Origin of the sequence: Sorangium aterium (assembly GCF_028368935.1) — a bacterium.
GTDB lineage: Bacteria > Myxococcota_A > Polyangia > Polyangiales > Polyangiaceae > Sorangium > Sorangium atrum.
Window position 1 is genome coordinate 812,478 of the sequence record NZ_JAQNDK010000006.1, and the last position, 16,975, is coordinate 829,452.

Genomic DNA, 16,975 nt, shown 5'->3' on the forward strand with positions numbered 1-16,975 from the left:
CCGGGCCAGCTCTGCCTTGACCGTGACCATGGAGGAGGTGTGGGAGGGGGCTGCTGCCTCAGCAGCAGCCCGTGGTGATCGGCTGCTGCGGCGCACGCAGGGGTGGTCCTGCGCTCGAACGATCCGGATCCACGCGCGGGCCCCCCGTGGAAGTTCAAGGTGGCTGTCGCTCGGCCCTTGCGTGGTCGGCGATCTCCGCTAAGCGCATCAGGATGAGCTGTTCTCTGTCTCGAGCAGCCGCGAGCGTGATGCGAGAAGGGATGAAACAGCGGTCGAGCGAGGAACGCGCAGAAGGGCGCGACTTCATCGAATGCCTGGAAGACCTCGCGATCGTGCGACCCGTGGATGACTCCGAAGAACATCTCCTCTGGGACACCGAGCTTCTGAAGCAGGAGCTCGCCCGCGCGAGCCCTGGTCGCGAGTCGGGGCTGATGCGGCTCCTCGCGGCGCGGGTCGCGATGAACAGCTCTTTCCAGTTCTTCGGCCTGCTCGACGCCCACGGTACGAGCTGGGAGTCGAACCATACCTCGACCCGCGGCGCCGGCGTGGAGCGGAGGGAGGTGCACGGCGTGCCCTTCTGGGAGTGCCGCTGGTGGCAGGGCTCGCCGGAGATCCAGGAGCGCCTGAAGGACGCGGTGCGGCGCGCGGCGCGCGGCGAGTTCGTCAGGTACGACGTGGATGTCCTCGGGGGCAACGAAGGTGAGCGGCGCATCACCATCGATTTCAACCTGAACCCCGTCAAGGATCGGCAGGGCAAGGTGGTCTTCATGATCGCCGAGGGGCGGGACGTCACCGAGCAGCGGCGGCTCGAGCGCGAGGTCGCGCAGCACCGGGACGAGCTCGCGACGCTCGACCGCCTCAAGACGGAGTTCGTGGCCAACGTGAGCCACGAGTTCCGCACCCCGCTCACCCTCATCCTCGGGCGCGTCGAGGACGCGCTGTCGAGCCAGGCGAGGTCGCTCTCGGGCGACGGCCTCTCCGCGGCCCACAGGAGCACCCTCCGGCTCCTCCGGCTCGTGAACACGCTGCTCGATTTCTCCCGCATCGAGGCGGGGCGCCTCCAGACGTCGTTCGCGCCCACCGATCTCGCGCGGCTCACCGCGGAGCTCGCGAGCTCCTTCCGCTCGCTGATCGAGGGCGCGGGCCTGTCGCTCGTCGTGGACTGCCCGCCGCTGCCCGAGCCCGTCTACGTCGACGCGGCGCAATGGGAGAAGGTCGTCATGAACCTCCTCTCGAACGCCTTCAAGTTCACGTTCGAGGGGGAGATCGCGGTCTCGCTGCGCGCTCACCCGGACCACGTCGAGCTGACCGTGCGCGACACCGGCACCGGGATCCCCTCGGAGGAGCTCCCGCGCATCTTCGAGCGGTTCCACCGCGTGCAGGGCGCGCGCAGCCGGAGCATCGAGGGCACCGGGATCGGGCTCGCCCTCGTCCAGGAGCTCGTCAAGGCGCACGGCGGCTCGCTGCGCGCCTCGAGCGCGGTGGGGCAGGGGAGCGCGTTCACCGTGGCGATCCCGAGGGGCCGCGCGCACCTGGCGCCGGAGCGCGTGGTCGCCGCCGGGGAGCCGGCGCCCTCGGCGGCGAGCGCGAACCTCCACGTGCTCGAGGCGTCCCAGTGGTCCTCGCGTGGGTGCGAAGGCGCGGCGCCGACGGGCCCGGAGCCGCGCGCCGACGCCGCGCCCGTGCAGGTCACCCCGGGGGGCGGAGAGGGGCGGATCCTCGTCGCCGACGACAACGCGGACATGCGCGAGTACCTCATCCACCTGCTCACGCCGAGGTGGAGCGTGGAGGCGGCCTCGGACGGGCGGGCGGCCCTCGAGGCCGCGCTCGCGCGCCCGCCCGACCTCGTGGTGAGCGACGTGATGATGCCCGAGCTCGACGGCGTGGCGCTCCTCCGGGAGCTCCGGGCGGACCCGAGGACGAGCAGCGTCCCTGTGGTGCTCGTGTCCGCTCGGGCGGGGGAGGACGCCGTCGTCGAGGGCCTCGACACGGGGGCGGACGATTACCTGGTGAAGCCGTTCTCGCCGCGCGAGCTCCTCGCCCGCGTCCGGACGCAGATCGAGATGGCGCGGATGCGGCGGCGCGCCGTCGAGGCCGCGGAGCGCGAGCGCGCGCAGGAGCTGCCTCGCTTCCTGGACGCGGCGAGCGTGGTGCTGGCCGAGTCGCTCGACTATTCCACGACGCTCGCGCGGGTGGCGCAGCTCGCGGTGCCTGTGCTCGCCGACTTCTGCCTCGTCGACGCGCTCGACGAGGAGGACGGCACCTTCCGGCGGGTGGGCGTGGCGCACTCGGACCCCTCGCTCGCCGCCGTGGCCGAGGAGGCGAAGCGCTTCGCGCCCAAGCTCGACGGCAACCCGGAGCACCCGCCGACCAAGGTGCTCCTCGAGCAGAGGTCGGTGCTCGTCGAGCACTTCACCGACGAGCAGATGTGCGCCATCGCGCAGAACGACGATCACCTCCGGGTGATCCGGGCCATCGGGGGGCACTCGTTCATGTGCGTCCCGCTGGCGCGGCGGGGGCGGCTCTTCGGGACGCTGACCTTCATCGTCGTGCGATCCGAGCGCCGGTACAGCCCGGCGGACCTCGCGGCGGCGGAGGAGCTCGGGCGCCGCTGCGCGCTCGCGGTGGACAACGCGCGCCTGTACAGGGACGCGCAGAGCGCGATCGCGCTGCGGGACGAGTTCCTCTCGATCGCCTCCCACGAGCTGAAGACGCCGCTCACCCCGCTCGCGCTGCAGATCCAGACCCTGATGCGCCGCGCGCCCGAGCTGTGCCATGACAGCGAGCGCCTCCCGTGGCTCATGGACCGGCTCGGGCTCGTTCGCCGGCAGAGCGAGCGGCTGAGACGGCTCGTCGATAACCTCCTCGACATCTCCCGCATTTCCGCGGGGCGCCTCGCCCTGGAGCTGGAGCAGGTCCGGCTGTCGGACATCGTCCGGCAGGTGGTGTCTCGCTTCCAGGAGGGCGGCGAGATCGCGGAGGCGGGCTCGCGGGTCACCGTGAGCGCGGCGGACGACGTCGCAGGGAGCTGGGATCGGGTGCGGCTCGAGCAGGTCGTCGAAAACCTCGTCTCGAACGCGCTCAAATATGGTCAGGGAAACCCGATCGAGATCACCGTCGCCCCGATGGGCCCGATGGCCACGTTGACGATCGCGGACCACGGCATCGGGATCGCGCAGGAGCACATCGGGCGGATCTTCGGGCGGTTCGAGCGCGCCGTGTCGGCGCGGCACTATGGCGGCCTGGGCATGGGGCTCTACATCACGATGCAGGTGGTCGAAGCGCTGGATGGTTCGATCGAGGTGAGCTCTGCCCTGGGAGAGGGCTCGACCTTCAAGGTGACCCTGCCGCTCGCCGGCCCTCGGGGCTCGGGCCGGCGGGGTCTGCCGGGATTCGAGGGCGCCTGAGGCGCCCGGCGCGAGGGGGGCCCGCGGGCCGGCCCGAGGTCGTGGCGCCCTGGTCGCCGTCACCCTGCGAAGGGAGCGAGTGCGCATGACGATGAGCCGTCCCAGCAAGCGCATCCTGATCGTCGATGACGACGCCGCGATTCGCCGTACCTTGAGCGAGCTCCTGGAAGAGGAGGGATATGCCGTCGCCTGCGCCGCGAACGGGCGCGAGGCCCTGGCAACCCTGCGGGACGATCCCTCGTCCATCGCGCTCGTCCTGCTCGACCTGATGATGCCGGTCATGGATGGGTTCCAGTTTCGCGCCGAGCAGAAGCGCGACCCGACGCTCGCCGCCACGCCCACCGTGGTGATGACCGCGCGCGGCGCGACGGAGCGCGCCGGCATCGACGCGGACGCGATCCTCAGCAAGCCGTTCGATGTGCTGAAGCTGATGGACACCATCGAGCGGAGCTTCCGGAGGGAGTGATCCGGCGGCGCGCGGCGTGCGGGCTGGAAACTTCACGCCTTTCATGATTGGCCGGGAGCTGGCCGGCTCGCTCGAACCTGAGTCCGTCGGCCCGCAGTCATGGCTGGCTCTTGGTCAGGCCGATGGCGCCCTTCACCACCTTGCCGAGCTCGGCGACGGGGCCGCGCCCCCAGTAGTGAAAGAAGAGGATGCGCGGCTCTTCGCCGATCATATGATGGTGGATCGCCACGATATTGATCTTGCCCGCGCGGAGCGCCTTCAGGACGGGCTGGAGCTCGTCCTCGGTGACCGCGAAGTCGCCGTCGACGACGGCATTGTCATCCGTGCCTGCGAATGCGGCCCACGTGTTCACGCCCATCGCCTTGCCGATCTTACAGCCGCAGTCGGCGACGGCGGCCGGTCGGCCGATCACCGCCTTGGCCATGCCGTCCTTGGCGGTGACCTTGACCCCGAGCGCCGCCTCCACCTTGGCCGGGTCGATGGTGCTCTTGGCCGGAATGGCCGGCCCCTCGAAGCGCTCGCGCGGCTTCGGCGCCTTCTGCCGGATGGCCCGCGCCGCGTCCAAGGCAGCGCGTACGCCCTTGCCGAGAGCGTCCAGCTTGCCCTCGCCGCCGATGTGCATGAAGTAGACCTTGGGCCGGTCAAAGAAGAAGTGGTTGTGGAGCGCGGTGACCTCGAGCCCGGCATCGAAGGCGGCGCTCATGGCGTCGTTCACCTCGTCCTCGAACATGACGAGATCGCCCATCACCATGGCCTCGACGCCCGGCTTGTGGCCGGGGGTGAACCCGGCCCACGAGGTGAGGCCCATGAACGGCGGCATGGCCCAGCCATCCACCTCGACCTTGACGTCGTTCCGGGGGAACGAGACCTTCACGACGCCTTCGGTGACCTCCGCCTTGCCCCCCGTGGACGCCTCGACGACCGCGGGATCCACGGTGGCCGGGGCGGCCACCGGTGCCTGAGCGGCGGAATCGGCTGCAGGCGGAGCGGCGGGGCGCGCGACCGCCGGCGGCTCGGCCGAGGGCGCCGGGGATGCGTTGCTACAGCCGAGCGCCATCAGCGCGGCGAGACCGAGCCAATCAACGATGTTCCTCATCGCTTCTTCTCCTCTTGTCCAAGCGGCATCTTCTCAGATCAGAGCGGCATGATGGTGAGGTCGTCAAAGTACGTGACCGAGTCCGCCTTGGTCCAAACACCGACCTTCCCCGGCGCAGTGAACGTCCGGTCCGTCGCGTCGATGATCTGGCTCCCGCCCCAGTGAACCTGGATCCGGTCCTCGCGGGCATCTACCCGCAGCTCGTGCCAGTTGCCAGTCACCGCGCCACTCCAGCTGGCGATCTGCGTCCGGCGTCCGTCCTTGACATGATAGAGCCGCACATTGCCCTCGAGCGCGTTCGCACGGGTGATGTAGTAGTTGTTCTCGTCGAGATAGCGGAAGACGAGGCCACATGCCTGGTCCACCTTGCCGGAAACGGCCTTGCACCTGACCGGGGCCCGGAGGTCGCGGATCGTGGGCTCATCGGCGACGGCCGCGGACTACCTTTCATCGCTCGGTCTCAGCCCGCTCCAGATCGGGACCCGCTCAGGGTTCGCGCTGTATGCGGCTGTCGCGGTCGCAGTCGGCATTCTCTACTGCGAGCTCTCGCCCGCGCTCGATCAGCACACGCAGACCGCGAAGGCCGCGCCTCTCCTGCGGTCGCGCCGGATCGTCTTCCGGCTCGCGGCGCTGTTCAGCCTCGACTCGTTCGGCGGCGGGTTCAGGAGCACCTCGAACGTGCAGCGGTCGCCTTCGTGGGTGAACTCGGCCTCGAACATGTCGAAGCGAAGCTCGCCCGGCTCCGGCGAGTAACCCTTGCCGCTCACGAACTTGAAGCACGCCTCCGGATCGAGGAAGCGCCGGATGATCCACGCGCTCGCGATGCGGTCGACGTGGATGTTCTTGCGGGTGACCCACGTACGGCCGCGTACCTCGGCGGCCAGCACGGCCGGCCGACGCTTCGTCGACGCCCAGACGTTGCAGATGGCGTCCGATCTTCACACGGAGGTATGCGGGCTTGGGCGGTTCTCGTGCCGGTGGTGGAGGTCAGGCACGTGAGGGGGGTTGTGCCTAGGCGCCCGCCCTCGAGCCGCACATGGTCGTGAGCACCGCGAGCAGCTCCGCCGGTTCGATGGGCTTCGGGACATGGGTGGTGAACCCTGCCCGCAATGCGCGCATGCGATCCTCCGTGCGCGCATAGGCGGTGAGCGCGATCGCCGGGGTCCGCCCCCCGCTCGCCGCCGGGAGCGCGCGGATCTTGCGGATCAGCGCGTAGCCGTCCTCGCCGGGCATCGCGACGTCGGACACGAGCACGTCGGGCTGCAGCGCCTTCACAGCGAGCAGCGCCTCGGCCGCGGACGAGACGGCCGTCACGCGCGCGCCGCACTGCTCGAGCATCGTGACGAGGAGCTCGCGCGTGTCGTCCTCGTCCTCGACCACGAGCACGTTCAGCGCCGCGAGCTCCGGCGGGCGGTCGCTCCCGGCAGAGACGCTCGGCAGCAGCGCCAGCCGGCGCCCTCGGCCCTGGCTCGGCGGCGCCGCGAGCGGCAGCTGGACGACGAACGTGGCGCCCTGACCCTCCCCGTCGCTCAGCGCGTGAGCCGTGCCGCCGTGCATCTCCACGAGGCTCTTCACGATCGTGAGCCCGAGGCCCAGGCCGCCGTGCCTGCGGGTCGTGCCGCTCTCGGCCTGCCGGAACTGCTCGAACACGTACGGCAAGAACGCGGGCTCGATGCCCTGGCCGGTGTCGGACACGGTGATCTCGGCGGACCCGTCGGCGCGATCGAGCCGGATGCGCACCACCCCGCCGCGCGGCGTGAACTTCACCGCGTTGTTGAGCAGGTTCCAGACGACCTGCTGCAGCCGGCCCGCGTCGCCCGCGACGGCGCCCACGCCGGGCTCGATCAGCGGCAGGAGCCGCACCCCCTTGGCGTCGGCCGCCGGCCGCACGACCTCGAGGGCGGCGTCGATCACGGGCACGAGCTCGATCGGATGGACGTCCAGCCGGAGCTTGCCGGCCATGATGCGCGAGATGTCGAGCAGATCGTCGATGAGCTGCGCCTGCGCCTGGGCGTTGCGCTCCACCGTCTCCAGCGCCTTGTCGCGGCGCTCCTCGGCGAGCTTGCCGGTGCGCAGCATCCGGATCCAGCCGAGGACCGCCGTGAGCGGCGTGCGGAGCTCGTGGCTCATCGTCGCCAGGAACTCGTCCTTCAGGTGGCTGGCGGCCTCGGCCTCCCGACGGGCGGACTGCGCCGCGGCGAGCAGGTCTTGCCGCTCCTCCTCCGCGCGCTTCCGCGCCGTGATGTCGAAGAACGAGGAGACGACGCCGGCCACGGAGCCGTTCGCGCCGCGGAGCGGCTGCGCGTTCACCGAGAGCCACACGATCGAGCCGCCCGGCCGCTCCAGCCCGAGCAGGACGCCCGACTGAGGCGCGCCCGTCCGGAGCGCGATCTGCGAGGGGACCATCTCGAAAGGGAAGGGCGAGCCGTCCTCGCGGACGAGCCTGCACGACGGGCCCGGCATCGTGGACCCGACGAGCTGGGCCATGGGCAGGCCGAGGATCCGCTCGGCGCTCGCGTTCGCGGTGCGGATGACGCCGCGCTCGTCCTCGAGCGTGATGCCCTCCTCGAGCGCGCTGATGATCACGCGATAGCGCTCCTCGCTGTCCCGGAGCGCCCGCTCCGCCTCGATCGCGTCGGTCTCGTCGCGCGTGATCAGCACGGCGCCCGCGGGCGAGCCGTCGGCGTGCCGGAGCGGCGACGCCGTCCCGGCGAGGGCGCGGATCGAGCCGTCCGGGCGCGTCACGAGCCAGCGCGCGTTCTCGACCTTTTCGCCCAGGAGCGCGCGGTGGAGCGGGTCCTCGTCGGGGCGCAGCGGCCGGCCGTCCAGCGCGAGCAGCCCGCGGGGCCGGAGCGACTCGATCGCGTCGCTCGCGTCGCGCTCGTACACCCCGTGCTGCCGCTGGGCCTCGCCGTTGCAGATCCGGAGCGCCCCGCGCGCGTCCGCGGCCATGATGCCGTCGCCGCTCTGCTCGATGAGCGCGCGCAGCAGATCGCGCTCCACCGCCGCGACCCGCTCGGCCCGCTCGGCCCGCTCGCGGAGCCGCTTCGAGCGGAGGAGCGCGCCGACGCGCGCCGACAGCGCGGCCGCCGGGCAGGGCTTGACCACGTAGTCGTCGGCGCCCGCGGTGAGCCCCTCGACGAGGTCCTCCTCCTGCCCGGCCACGGTCAGGATGAGGATCGGGAGCCCGACCGTGGCGGGGCGCGACCGCAAGAGGCCGCAGATCTCGGTGCCGGACATGGCCGGCATCACCTGGTCGAGCACGAGGACGTCCGGCAGATCGCCGCCCGCCACGCGCTCGAGCATCGCGGCGGCGTCCGTGAAGAGTTGGACCTCGTACCCCGGCGCGAGGGCGCGCGCGGCCATCTCGGCCTCCAGCAACGAATCGTCGAGGATCCACACCACCCCGCGCTGCGCGTGCTCGCTCGGCGGAGGCTCCATGCCCACCTCCCGGACGCCTCGCCCCGCGGCCGGCGCCGGGCGCCGGGGCGGGCCGTTCGCATCGCGCGCGGCGTCGGCGAGCACGAAGTCCATCGTCATTGGCCGATTCATGGTTCTCCAGGAGCAGCAGGGGCCGCGAGGCGTATCGCTAGAGGGCGGCGCCTCTCGGGGCGGGACGGGGCACGGAGACGCGTTGGTTCCGCAAGCGTCTTTACCGCCCAGTCTCATCTGAGTGAGAGCCTGCGACGATGCAAGCGTAATACGATGAAAGACGCCCTGTCGCTCTCTTCTGGTTGCGTCTGGTCGCGTTCGGTCGCGTTTGGCGGCGTGGCGTCCGGTCGCGGCAGGTTGCGCCAGGTTGCTTCTGGTCATTGCGCCCCGCATCACGCGGCGGTCGCCGGTTTCCATCGACCGCTGTCATGGCGTTCGCGCGCCTGCCGACGTTCGCCGGCGCACTGGCGCTCCTCGGGGGAGCCCGGACTCGTCAGCGAGCACAGCAGACCTCGCCGGCGCCGGCTCGACGCGCAGGCAGCGCACGGCCGGCGCGCTGCTCGCGCGAGCCGGGGAACCGGAGCTCGGGGCGGGGCTGACGGGAGTTCCCTGATTCTCCCACGGACGCACAGGCGCGATTGACACCTCGTGTTCGGAAAGGCTATTCCCTCGACCGAGCACCGCTGTGGCAGAGATCCTCGTCGTCGATGACAGCAGGGTGATGCGTGAGATGGTGGTGGCCTGCCTGCGGGCAGAGCAGCACGGGTTCGCGCACGCGGCGAGCGGGCTCGAGGCGATTGAGACGCTCTCGCTCAGGCCGTTCGATCTCGTGGTGCTCGACCTGAATATGCCCGATATCGGGGGACTCGAGGTGATCGAGTTCATCCGGGGTCAAGACAGGCTGCGGAGCCTGCCGATCCTGGTGGTGACGACCCGGGGTGATGAGGAGTCTCGTGCCCGCACGCTCGCCGCGGGGGCGTCCGAGTTCATGACGAAGCCCTTCACTCCTGACGCCATCCTGGCCAGCGTGCGCGCGCTCCTGCAGGACGGCGTCGCCGGCGCCGGATGACCGGCGCGCTCGATGTGAACGAGTTCGTGGCCGGCTACCTCGTCGAGGTGGAAGAGCACCTCTCCGCGTCGACGGCCAACCTCCTCGCCGTCGAGGCGGCCCTCCGCGCCGGCGAGTCGAGCCCCAGGCCGATCCGGGAGCTCTTCCGCGCCCTCCACACCATCAAGGGCCTCTCCGCCATGGTCGGCGTGGAGCCGATCGTGGATCTCGCCCACGGGATGGAGACCGTGCTCCGGGCGGCGGACCGGGCGGCCGGGAGCCTCTCCGGCTCGTCGATCGAGGTGCTGCTCCGCGGGCTCCGGTCCATCGAGGAGCGGGCCCGGGCCCTCGCCGAGGGCAAGCCGGTGCTGCCGGCGGCGCCGGAGCTCCTCGCCGCGCTCACCGCGCTCGATCTCGCCGCCGCGCCGTCGCCGCCCGTGCCGACGATCGGCGCCGATCCCGAGATCCTCGCGAAGCTCGGGCCCGGCGAGCGGGTGCAGCTCGCGCAGGGCGTGGCCGGCGGGCGGCGCGCGCTGCGGGTCGACTTCACCCCCTCGCCGGCGCGCACCGCCGAGGGGGTGAACATCACGACCGTCCGCGAGCGCGTCGGCAAGCTCGCCGAGATCGTCAAGGTCGTCCCGCTCTCGGTGCCGGCCAGCGATGGGGCGCCGGGCGGCATCGTCTTCGCGCTCCTCGTCCTCACGAGCGCGCCCGACGAGGAGGTCGCGCGCGCGGCGGCGGCGGACGGCGTCCGCGCGCTCACGGTGGAGCCCGCCGTCCCGCCGGCCGTCGCGGCCCTGGCGGAGCGCGAGCCGGACGAGCCGGTGGACCGGGAGCCCCAGCTCCGAGGCGTCGTCCGCGTCGAGGTGGCGCGCCTCGACGACGCGCTCGACAAGCTGTCGGCGCTCGTCGTCACGCGGTTCCGGCTCGCGCGGGCGGCCGCCGAGCTGCGCGCCCGGGGGGTCGACACCCGCGATCTGTCGGAGATCCTGCGCGAGCACGACCGGACGCTGCGCGACCTCCGCGGCGCCATCATGCGCGCGCGCATGATCTCCGTGAAGGAGCTCCTCGAGCGCGTGCCGCTCGTCGTCCGCGGCCTCGGCCGCGCGACCGGCAAGCAGGTCCGGCTCGAGATCGACGCCGGCAAGGCCGAGCTCGACAAGGCGGTCGCGGAGCGCGTCTTCCCTGCGATCGTGCACCTGCTCCGGAACGCCGTAGATCACGCGATCGAGCCGCCCGCCGAGCGGCGGCGCCTCGGCAAGCCCGAGGAGGGCGTCGTCCGGGTCTCCTGCTTCGAGCGCTCCAGCAATCAGCTCGAGCTCAGCGTCGCCGACGACGGCCGCGGCATCGATCGCGCGCTGGTGGCGAGGCGGGCCGGCCGCCCCGCGCCCGAGAGCGACGCGGCGCTGCTCGACCTCATCACGCTCCCTGGGCTGTCGACGCTCGACCAGGCGACGAAGACCAGCGGCCGCGGGCTCGGGATGGACATCGTGCGCCGCATCGCGGTGGAGCAGCTCAGCGGCGAGCTCGCGGTGAGCACGTCGCCCGGCGCCGGCACCACCTTCACCCTCCGGATCCCGCTCACGTTGACCATCGTGGACGCCTTCTCCTTCCTGTGCGGTGACCAGCTGTTCGTGACGCCCGTCGCGGGCGTCGAGGAGGTCGTGGAGATCGATGCCGCCCGCATCATCCGCGGCCCGGCCCCTGGCGAAGCGCGGGGCGGGAGCATGTTGCCAGCCGCGGGCGAAGCGCGGGGCGGGAGCATGTTGCCAGCCGCGGGCGAAGCGCGCGGCGGGACGATGTTGCCAGCCGCAGGCGAAGCGCGCGGCGGGACGATGTTGCCAGCCGCGGGCGAAGCGCGCGGCGGGACGATGTTGATCGAGCGCCGTGGCGAGGTCGTGCCCCTCGTCGACCTCGGCGCCCTCTTCGAGACCGGGGCCTCGCCCGCGCGCAGGGCGCTCGTCGTCCGCCGCCACGGCGCGCCCTTCGCGTTCGGCGTGACCCGCGTGATCGGCCAGCAAGAGGTGGTCGTGCGGCCGCTCGAGGACCCGCTCGTCAGGGTGCCGGGCGTGTCTGGCTCGACGGATCTCGGCGATGGGCGCCCCACGCTCGTCCTCGACCTCGTGACCCTCAGCGGCAGGCTCTCCGCCGGCCGCGGCGGCCGCGGCGCGCTCGTCTGGGTGGCCTCGTGAGCGAGCTGCACGTGGTCCTGAAGGTGGCGGACACCGAGTACGTCATCTCGGCGGTGGACGTGCTCCACATGGAGTCGTTCGCCGGGGCGACCCGGGTGCCGGGGACGCGATCGTACGTCGGCGGCCTGGTGCAGATCCGGGGCCGCGTGGTCCCGGTCGTGGATCTGCGCGTCCGCTTCGGGCTCCCGAGCGCGGAGCCGACGCTCGACTCGCGTGTCATCGTCGTCCAGCACGGCGGCCGCACCGTGGGCCTCCTGGTGGACAGCGCGCGCGAGGTCGTCAACATCGCCGAGGGCGAGCTGCGGCCGCCCCCCGAGGTCATGGCGGAGGAGAGCGCCGGGTTCGTCAGGGCCGTCGCGAAGATCGGGGGGCGCCTCGTCATGCTCGTCGACGTCGGCAGGATCATCGGTGAGGAGCAGGATCATGGCAGCTGATGCAATCGCGGACATCGATGGCGCGCTCGCTCGGGCGGAGCAGACCGAGCGCGCGCTCCGTCAAGCGGTCGCGACCGTCGCCGGCGTCGAGCAGGCAGCCGCCCGGCTCGCCGCCCTCGGCGCCGAGCAGGCCACCGCCGGCAGGGAGCAGGGGGCCATGGCGGGGGCGCTCGCGGGCGAGCTCGAGGAGATCGGTGCGGCCGCGCAGGCGCTCGCCCGCACGGGGCAGCGGGTGGGCGACGCCGTCGTCGAGGTCGTGAGGGGGACCGAGGGCATGGCGGGAGGCATCGGCGCGCTCGCCCCCGCGCTCACCAGCGTGAAGGGCGACGCCGACGCGCTCGCCGCCTCGTCGGATACGACCGCGGTCGCGCTCGAGGAGATCGCCCGCTCGGTGAAGGCGGTGAGCGCCAGCGCCGAGGAGCTCGCGTCCTCCAGCGAGGAGCTCCTCGGCGCGGTCTCCGTGACGAGCGGATCGGCCGACGAGGCGGCGGCCCGCGGGGAGAGCAACGCCGCGGCGATCGAGGAGATCGGGGCCACCATCGAGGAGATGTCGAAGGGCGTCGCGCGCCTCTCGGCCGACGCCAAGGGGGTCGGGGCGCAGATCTCGAGCATGGCCGCGGCTGTCGTGGGCGTGAGCGGCTCCCTCGATCGCGTCGCGAAGGACGCGACCGAGATGGCGAGCGCGGTCGAGGAGACCGCGGCGACCGCCGAACAGATGGCGCGGTCGATCCGCGGGGTGGCCGAGAGCGCGAAGGCGCTCGACGGGAGCGCGTCGACGACCGCGAGCACGATCACGGAGATCGCGAGCTCGGTCGAGGAGGTCGCGGTCACCGCCGAGAAGAACGCGGCGACCATCGAGGCGAACGCGGTCGCCACCGAGCAGCTCGCGCGGACCGCGCAGCAGGTCGCGCAGAGCGCCGAGCAGATCAGCGGGCTCGCGGCCGGCAACGCCGCCACGTCGTCGCAGGTCGAGGCCTCGACGCGGCGGATCGTCGCCATCGTCGAGACCGCGCGCGCGACCGCCGAGCAGGGGGTCGCGACCGCGCGCCAGGGCGCCGCGACGGTCGGCCGGTCCATCGCCGGGCTCGGGAGCATCCGGCAGGCGATGGCCGACTCCGCTTCGGTCATGAAGGAGATGGGCAAGCGGGCGGAGGAGATCGGCGACATCGTCCAGACGATCAACCTGATCGCCGATCGCACGAACCTCCTCTCGCTCAACGCCAGCATCGAGGCCGCGCGCGCGGGGGAGCACGGCCGCGGCTTCGCCGTCGTCGCCGAGGAGATCCGCAACCTCGCCGATCGGGCCGCCGTCTCGAGCGCCGAGATCGCCAAGATCGTCCGCGCGCTCCAGGCGAGCGCCCGGGAGGCGGTGGCCGCCTCGAGCGAGGGCGTCAAGGTCGCGGACGAGGGGACCCGGCTCGCGAGCGACGCCGATCGGGCGCTCACGTCCATCCTGCAGGGGGTCGAGGAGCTCGGCCGCTCGATCCGCGACATCGACCGGGCGAACGCGGAGCAGGTGCAGGCGGTGGCCTCTTTGACCCAGACCGCGTCGCGCATGAGCGACGAGGGCAAGGCGGTCGCGCGCTCCGCGGCCGAGCAGACCAGGGCGATCCAGGCGCTCGCGCAGGGCAGCGCCGAGATGCGGCGCATGGCCCGGCAGACGAAGGACGCGACCGCCGAGCAGGCGCGCGCGCTGCGGGACGCCGTGAAGGCCAACGCGCAGCTCACGTCCACCGCCGAGCGGGTGTCGCGGGCGATGGACGAGCAGGCGACAGGGGCGTCGCAGCTCGCCAAGGTCGCCGCGCAGATGCGCGCGCTGACCCAGCAGACCAACGCCGCCATGATCGAGCAGACCCGCACCCTGGCCGGGATCACGGCGCTCACGCAGGACGTCACGGGCGCGTCGCAGCGCATGGTCGCCGGCCTCGCGGAGCAGGCGGGCGGCGCGACCGAGATCGCGCGCGCGATGGACGACATCCGCCGGCTGTCGGCCCAGTCGGCGCGGGGCATCGGCGACCAGGCGCGGGCCGCGAAGCAGCTGGAGGCGTCCGCCCGCCAGGTCGCGCGGCTCGCGGCGGCGGTGACCGCCGCGACGGCGGACCAGGGCAAGGCGACGGCGGCCCTGGCGAAGGAGGGGGAGTCCGTGCGCCGGATCGCCAGGCAGACGGCGCGGGCCGTGGCCGATCAGGCGGAGACGATCCTCGCCCTCGCGTCGGGCGCGAACCGGCACACGGCGTCGCTCCAGGCCGCCGAGAAGGGGGTAGGCGAGCTCTCGACCCGGAGCGAGGAGCACGCCGCCTCGCTCTCGCGGCTGCGCGATCCGGTCCGGGAGCTGCTCGCCTCCACGGCCAGGCACGCGAGGGACACCGGCGCGATCGCGAGCGACGCTGGCCAGGTGGTCGAGCAGCTCGGCAGGATCCGGCAGGCGAGCGCGGAGCACGCGGACGCCGTCGCGGGCATCGTCGCCACGGTCGCCCACGCCGTCGCCCACATCAAGGCGAACGGGACGCAGCACCCCGCGCCGCCGGAGACAGCGTGATCGCCCGGCGCCCCGCGCTCGCCATCTCGGACGCGGAGCGGCAGCGCGTCGAGCAGGTGGAGCGGCTCGCCGCCTCGGGGCCTCCGGGGGCGCCTGCGCTCGTCGAGATGCTCGCGGATCCGAGCTGGACCGTGCGGCGGGCCGTGGTCGCGTCGCTCGCCGCGCTCGGCGATGCGGCGGTCCACCCCCTGTGCGCGTGCCTCTCCACCCGGCGCGACAGCGAGGCGCGCATCGCCGCCACGGTCGACGCGCTCGTCGCGTCGCTGGGCGACGTCGACGCCGCCGTGCTCGCCCTGAGCCTGGATCCTCGCCCCGCGCTCGTCGCCGACGCGGCGCAGATCCTCGGCCGCCGCGGCAGCGCGAAGGCCGTCTCCCGGCTCGCGGAGCTCACGTCGCACCCCGACGACAACGTCGCGGTCGCCGCGATCGAGGCGCTCGGCCGGGTCGGCGGCAGGTCCGCGGTCGACTCGCTCGTGGAGGCTGTTTCCAGCGGGAATTTCTTCCGTGTCTTCCCGGCGATCGACGTGCTGGGCCGGAGCGGCGACCCGCGCGCGACCGGGCCGCTGGCGGTCCTCCTCGATGATCCTCGCTACGTGCTCGAGGCGGCGCGGGCGCTCGGCCGCACCGGCAGCCGCGGCGCCGTGGCGCCGCTGGTGCGCCTCCTCGGGCGGCCGAGCGACGGCGTCGTGCGCGTCGCCGCGGCGGCGCTCGCCGAACTGCGCGAGCGGTACCGCGAGCGCTACGGGACGGCCGCGCCGATCGACGAGGCGCTCCGGAGCGAGGCGCCGGCGCCCGGCGTGGCGCGGCGGCTCTCCCAGAGCCTCACGGGCGCGGATCCGGCCGAGCAGGCCGCCCTCTGCAGCGTGCTCGGCGCGATCGGGGGCGACGACGCCCTGCTCGAGCTGACGCGCCTGCTCGACGCCGGTCCTCCCGTCGCGGGCGCCGCCGCGGAGGCGCTCGGCCAGCTCTCGCGGAGCGCGGATCCCCGGGTGCTCGCGGCGCTGCGCGACGGCGACAGCCCGCGCAGGCTCCTGCTCCTGCCGCTCGTCCGGGGCGTCGCGGCGGCGGGCGAGGCGGAGCGCTGCCTCGCCGATCCGGACGCGGAGGTCCGCGCGGCGGCGTGCGACGCGCTCGCGCGCATCGCGGAGCCCAGCTCGGCGCGCGCGCTGTTCCAGGTCCTCGACGACCCGAGCCCCCGCGTGGTCCACGCCGCGACGACCGCGATCCAGTGCCTCGGCGGCCCGGACGTCGAGGGGCTCGCGCTCGCCGCGGCCCACGAAGGGACCCCGGCCGCGCGGCGGACGGCCCTCCGGATCCTCGGGCACCTCGCGCCTGCGTCGGCGCTGCCGGTCTTCCTCGACGGCCTCTGCGACCCCGACGTGCGGGCGCGCGAGCAGGCGATCCATGGCCTCGCGTCCCTCGCGGCGCCGGCGGCGCTCGACGCGCTCGTCGCGGTCGCGGCCGATCCCACGGCGCGGATCCGGGCCGTCGCGATGCGGGCGCTCGGGCAGTCGCGCCGGGATCCTCGCGTGATCGGCGCGCTCCTCGCGGGGCTCCGCGACGGCGACGCATGGGTCCGGTACTACGCCTGCCAGTCGCTGGGGAAGCTCGGGTGGGAGGCGGCGGCAGGGGTCATCGCCGAGCGGCTCCGGGACGAGAGCGGCCAGGTGCGCGTGGCGGCGATCGAGGCGCTGTCGGGGATCAAGGGCGATCTCGCGCTCGAGGCGCTGGAGCAGGCGGCCCGGGACGGCGACACGGACATGCGGCGGTCGGCGCTGATCGGGCTCGGCATCGCCGGGCGGGAGGCGTCGCTGCCGACGTTGCTCGACGCGCTCTCGTCCCCGGACGTGGCGACCCGGCTGGTCGCGGTCTCGGCGATCTCCGGCTTCTCGTCGCCCGAGGTCCTGCCGGCGCTCGTGCGCGCGGCGAGCGACCCCGACGAGAGCGTGCGTGCGGCGGCGACCAGCTTCATCGCGGGGCGGCCAGGCGCCGAGGCGACGCGGACGCTCGTCGCGCTGCTCGTCACGTCGCGGGCGCAGGGCCCGCTCCTCGCCGCGCTGTCGACGCCCGTGCCGGGCCGCATCGAGGGCATCCTCGACGCGCTGGGCACGGCGGACGACGAGCTCTCGCCGCTCCTGACCGCGGCGCTCGCGCGGATGCGGCTCCCCGGGGCGCACGCCGCGCTCCTCGAGGCGCTCCGGCTGCCGCGCGCGCCGGCGCGGAAGGCGGCCGCCACGACGCTCGCCGCGGTGGCCACCCGCGAGGGCTTCGCGGCGGTCGAGCGCGCCGCGCGGACCGATCCAGATCCCGAGGTGCGGCGCGTGTCCGCGTCCGTCCTCGCACAGTGGGCCTGATCCCGTG

At 73.3% G+C, this 16,975-nt stretch carries 11 protein-coding genes; 7 read left to right on the forward strand and 4 right to left on the reverse strand.

All coding sequences use genetic code 11. The features are described 5' to 3' along the window. Nucleotides 1–260 precede the first annotated feature (260 nt). Both POL72_RS47110 and POL72_RS47115 read left to right on the forward strand, forming a co-directional pair. On the forward strand, nucleotides 261–3,407 hold the full coding sequence (locus POL72_RS47110) for an ATP-binding protein (RefSeq protein WP_272103606.1): 3,147 nt from the start codon (nucleotides 261–263) through the stop codon (nucleotides 3,405–3,407). Nucleotides 3,408–3,492: 85 nt separating this feature from the next. Further along, nucleotides 3,493–3,873: a response regulator gene (locus POL72_RS47115; RefSeq protein ID WP_272103608.1), complete on the forward strand. Its 381-nt coding sequence runs from the start codon at nucleotides 3,493–3,495 to the stop codon at nucleotides 3,871–3,873. A 97-nt stretch (nucleotides 3,874–3,970) separates the two neighbouring features. Here the strand turns inward: POL72_RS47115 and POL72_RS47120 are convergent, their stop codons facing one another. From POL72_RS47120 to POL72_RS47135, 4 genes are all read right to left on the reverse strand, one after another. Further along, on the reverse strand, nucleotides 3,971–4,969 hold the full coding sequence (locus POL72_RS47120; RefSeq protein ID WP_272103610.1) for a DUF1259 domain-containing protein: 999 nt from the start codon (nucleotides 4,967–4,969) through the stop codon (nucleotides 3,971–3,973). 38 nt (nucleotides 4,970–5,007) lie between these two features. Then, entirely contained in the window at nucleotides 5,008–5,334 is a 327-nt protein-coding gene (locus tag POL72_RS47125) for a hypothetical protein (RefSeq protein WP_272103612.1), read from the reverse strand. A gap of 195 nt (nucleotides 5,335–5,529) precedes the next feature. Then, a complete protein-coding gene (locus tag POL72_RS47130; RefSeq protein ID WP_272103614.1) occupies nucleotides 5,530–5,856 on the reverse strand; it encodes a chromate resistance protein ChrB domain-containing protein in 327 nt (108 codons plus the stop codon). Between the two features lie 124 nt (nucleotides 5,857–5,980). Continuing rightward, nucleotides 5,981–8,509: a hybrid sensor histidine kinase/response regulator gene (locus POL72_RS47135; protein ID WP_276598080.1), complete on the reverse strand. Its 2,529-nt coding sequence runs from the start codon at nucleotides 8,507–8,509 to the stop codon at nucleotides 5,981–5,983. A gap of 577 nt (nucleotides 8,510–9,086) precedes the next feature. On the opposite strand from POL72_RS47135, the gene POL72_RS47140 reads away from it, so the two are divergent. Genes POL72_RS47140 through POL72_RS51475 form a run of 5 tightly spaced genes read left to right on the forward strand, consistent with a single transcriptional unit; the run spans nucleotide 9,087 to nucleotide 16,968 of the window. Then, nucleotides 9,087–9,470 carry a response regulator transcription factor gene (locus POL72_RS47140; protein ID WP_272103617.1) on the forward strand — a complete coding sequence of 128 codons (384 nt, stop codon included), beginning with the start codon at nucleotides 9,087–9,089 and terminating at the stop codon, nucleotides 9,468–9,470. Continuing rightward, nucleotides 9,467–11,641 carry a chemotaxis protein CheA gene (locus POL72_RS47145; protein ID WP_272103619.1) on the forward strand — a complete coding sequence of 725 codons (2,175 nt, stop codon included), beginning with the start codon at nucleotides 9,467–9,469 and terminating at the stop codon, nucleotides 11,639–11,641. The genes POL72_RS47140 and POL72_RS47145 overlap by 4 nt, the downstream gene beginning before the upstream one ends. Beyond that, on the forward strand, nucleotides 11,638–12,075 hold the full coding sequence (locus POL72_RS47150; protein ID WP_272103621.1) for a chemotaxis protein CheW: 438 nt from the start codon (nucleotides 11,638–11,640) through the stop codon (nucleotides 12,073–12,075). Before POL72_RS47145 ends, POL72_RS47150 begins: the two co-directional genes overlap by 4 nt. Beyond that, on the forward strand, nucleotides 12,065–14,614 hold the full coding sequence (locus tag POL72_RS47155; protein WP_272103623.1) for a methyl-accepting chemotaxis protein: 2,550 nt from the start codon (nucleotides 12,065–12,067) through the stop codon (nucleotides 14,612–14,614). The genes POL72_RS47150 and POL72_RS47155 overlap by 11 nt, the downstream gene beginning before the upstream one ends. After that, on the forward strand, nucleotides 14,611–16,968 hold the full coding sequence (locus POL72_RS51475; RefSeq protein ID WP_272103625.1) for a HEAT repeat domain-containing protein: 2,358 nt from the start codon (nucleotides 14,611–14,613) through the stop codon (nucleotides 16,966–16,968). The genes POL72_RS47155 and POL72_RS51475 overlap by 4 nt, the downstream gene beginning before the upstream one ends. The last annotated feature ends 7 nt before the right edge of the window (nucleotides 16,969–16,975 follow it).

Bases quoted from the DNA above. Each gene is read 5' to 3' on its own strand.
- POL72_RS47110 (WP_272103606.1), top strand. From the start codon at position 261: ATGAAACAGCGGTCGAGCGAGGAACGCGCAGAAGGGCGCGACTTCATC.
- POL72_RS47115 (WP_272103608.1), top strand. From the start codon at position 3,493: ATGACGATGAGCCGTCCCAGCAAGCGCATCCTGATCGTCGATGACGAC.
- POL72_RS47120 (WP_272103610.1), bottom strand. From the start codon at position 4,969: ATGAGGAACATCGTTGATTGGCTCGGTCTCGCCGCGCTGATGGCGCTC.
- POL72_RS47135 (WP_276598080.1), bottom strand. From the start codon at position 8,509: ATGACGATGGACTTCGTGCTCGCCGACGCCGCGCGCGATGCGAACGGC.
- POL72_RS47145 (WP_272103619.1), top strand. From the start codon at position 9,467: ATGACCGGCGCGCTCGATGTGAACGAGTTCGTGGCCGGCTACCTCGTC.
- POL72_RS47155 (WP_272103623.1), top strand. From the start codon at position 12,065: ATGGCAGCTGATGCAATCGCGGACATCGATGGCGCGCTCGCTCGGGCG.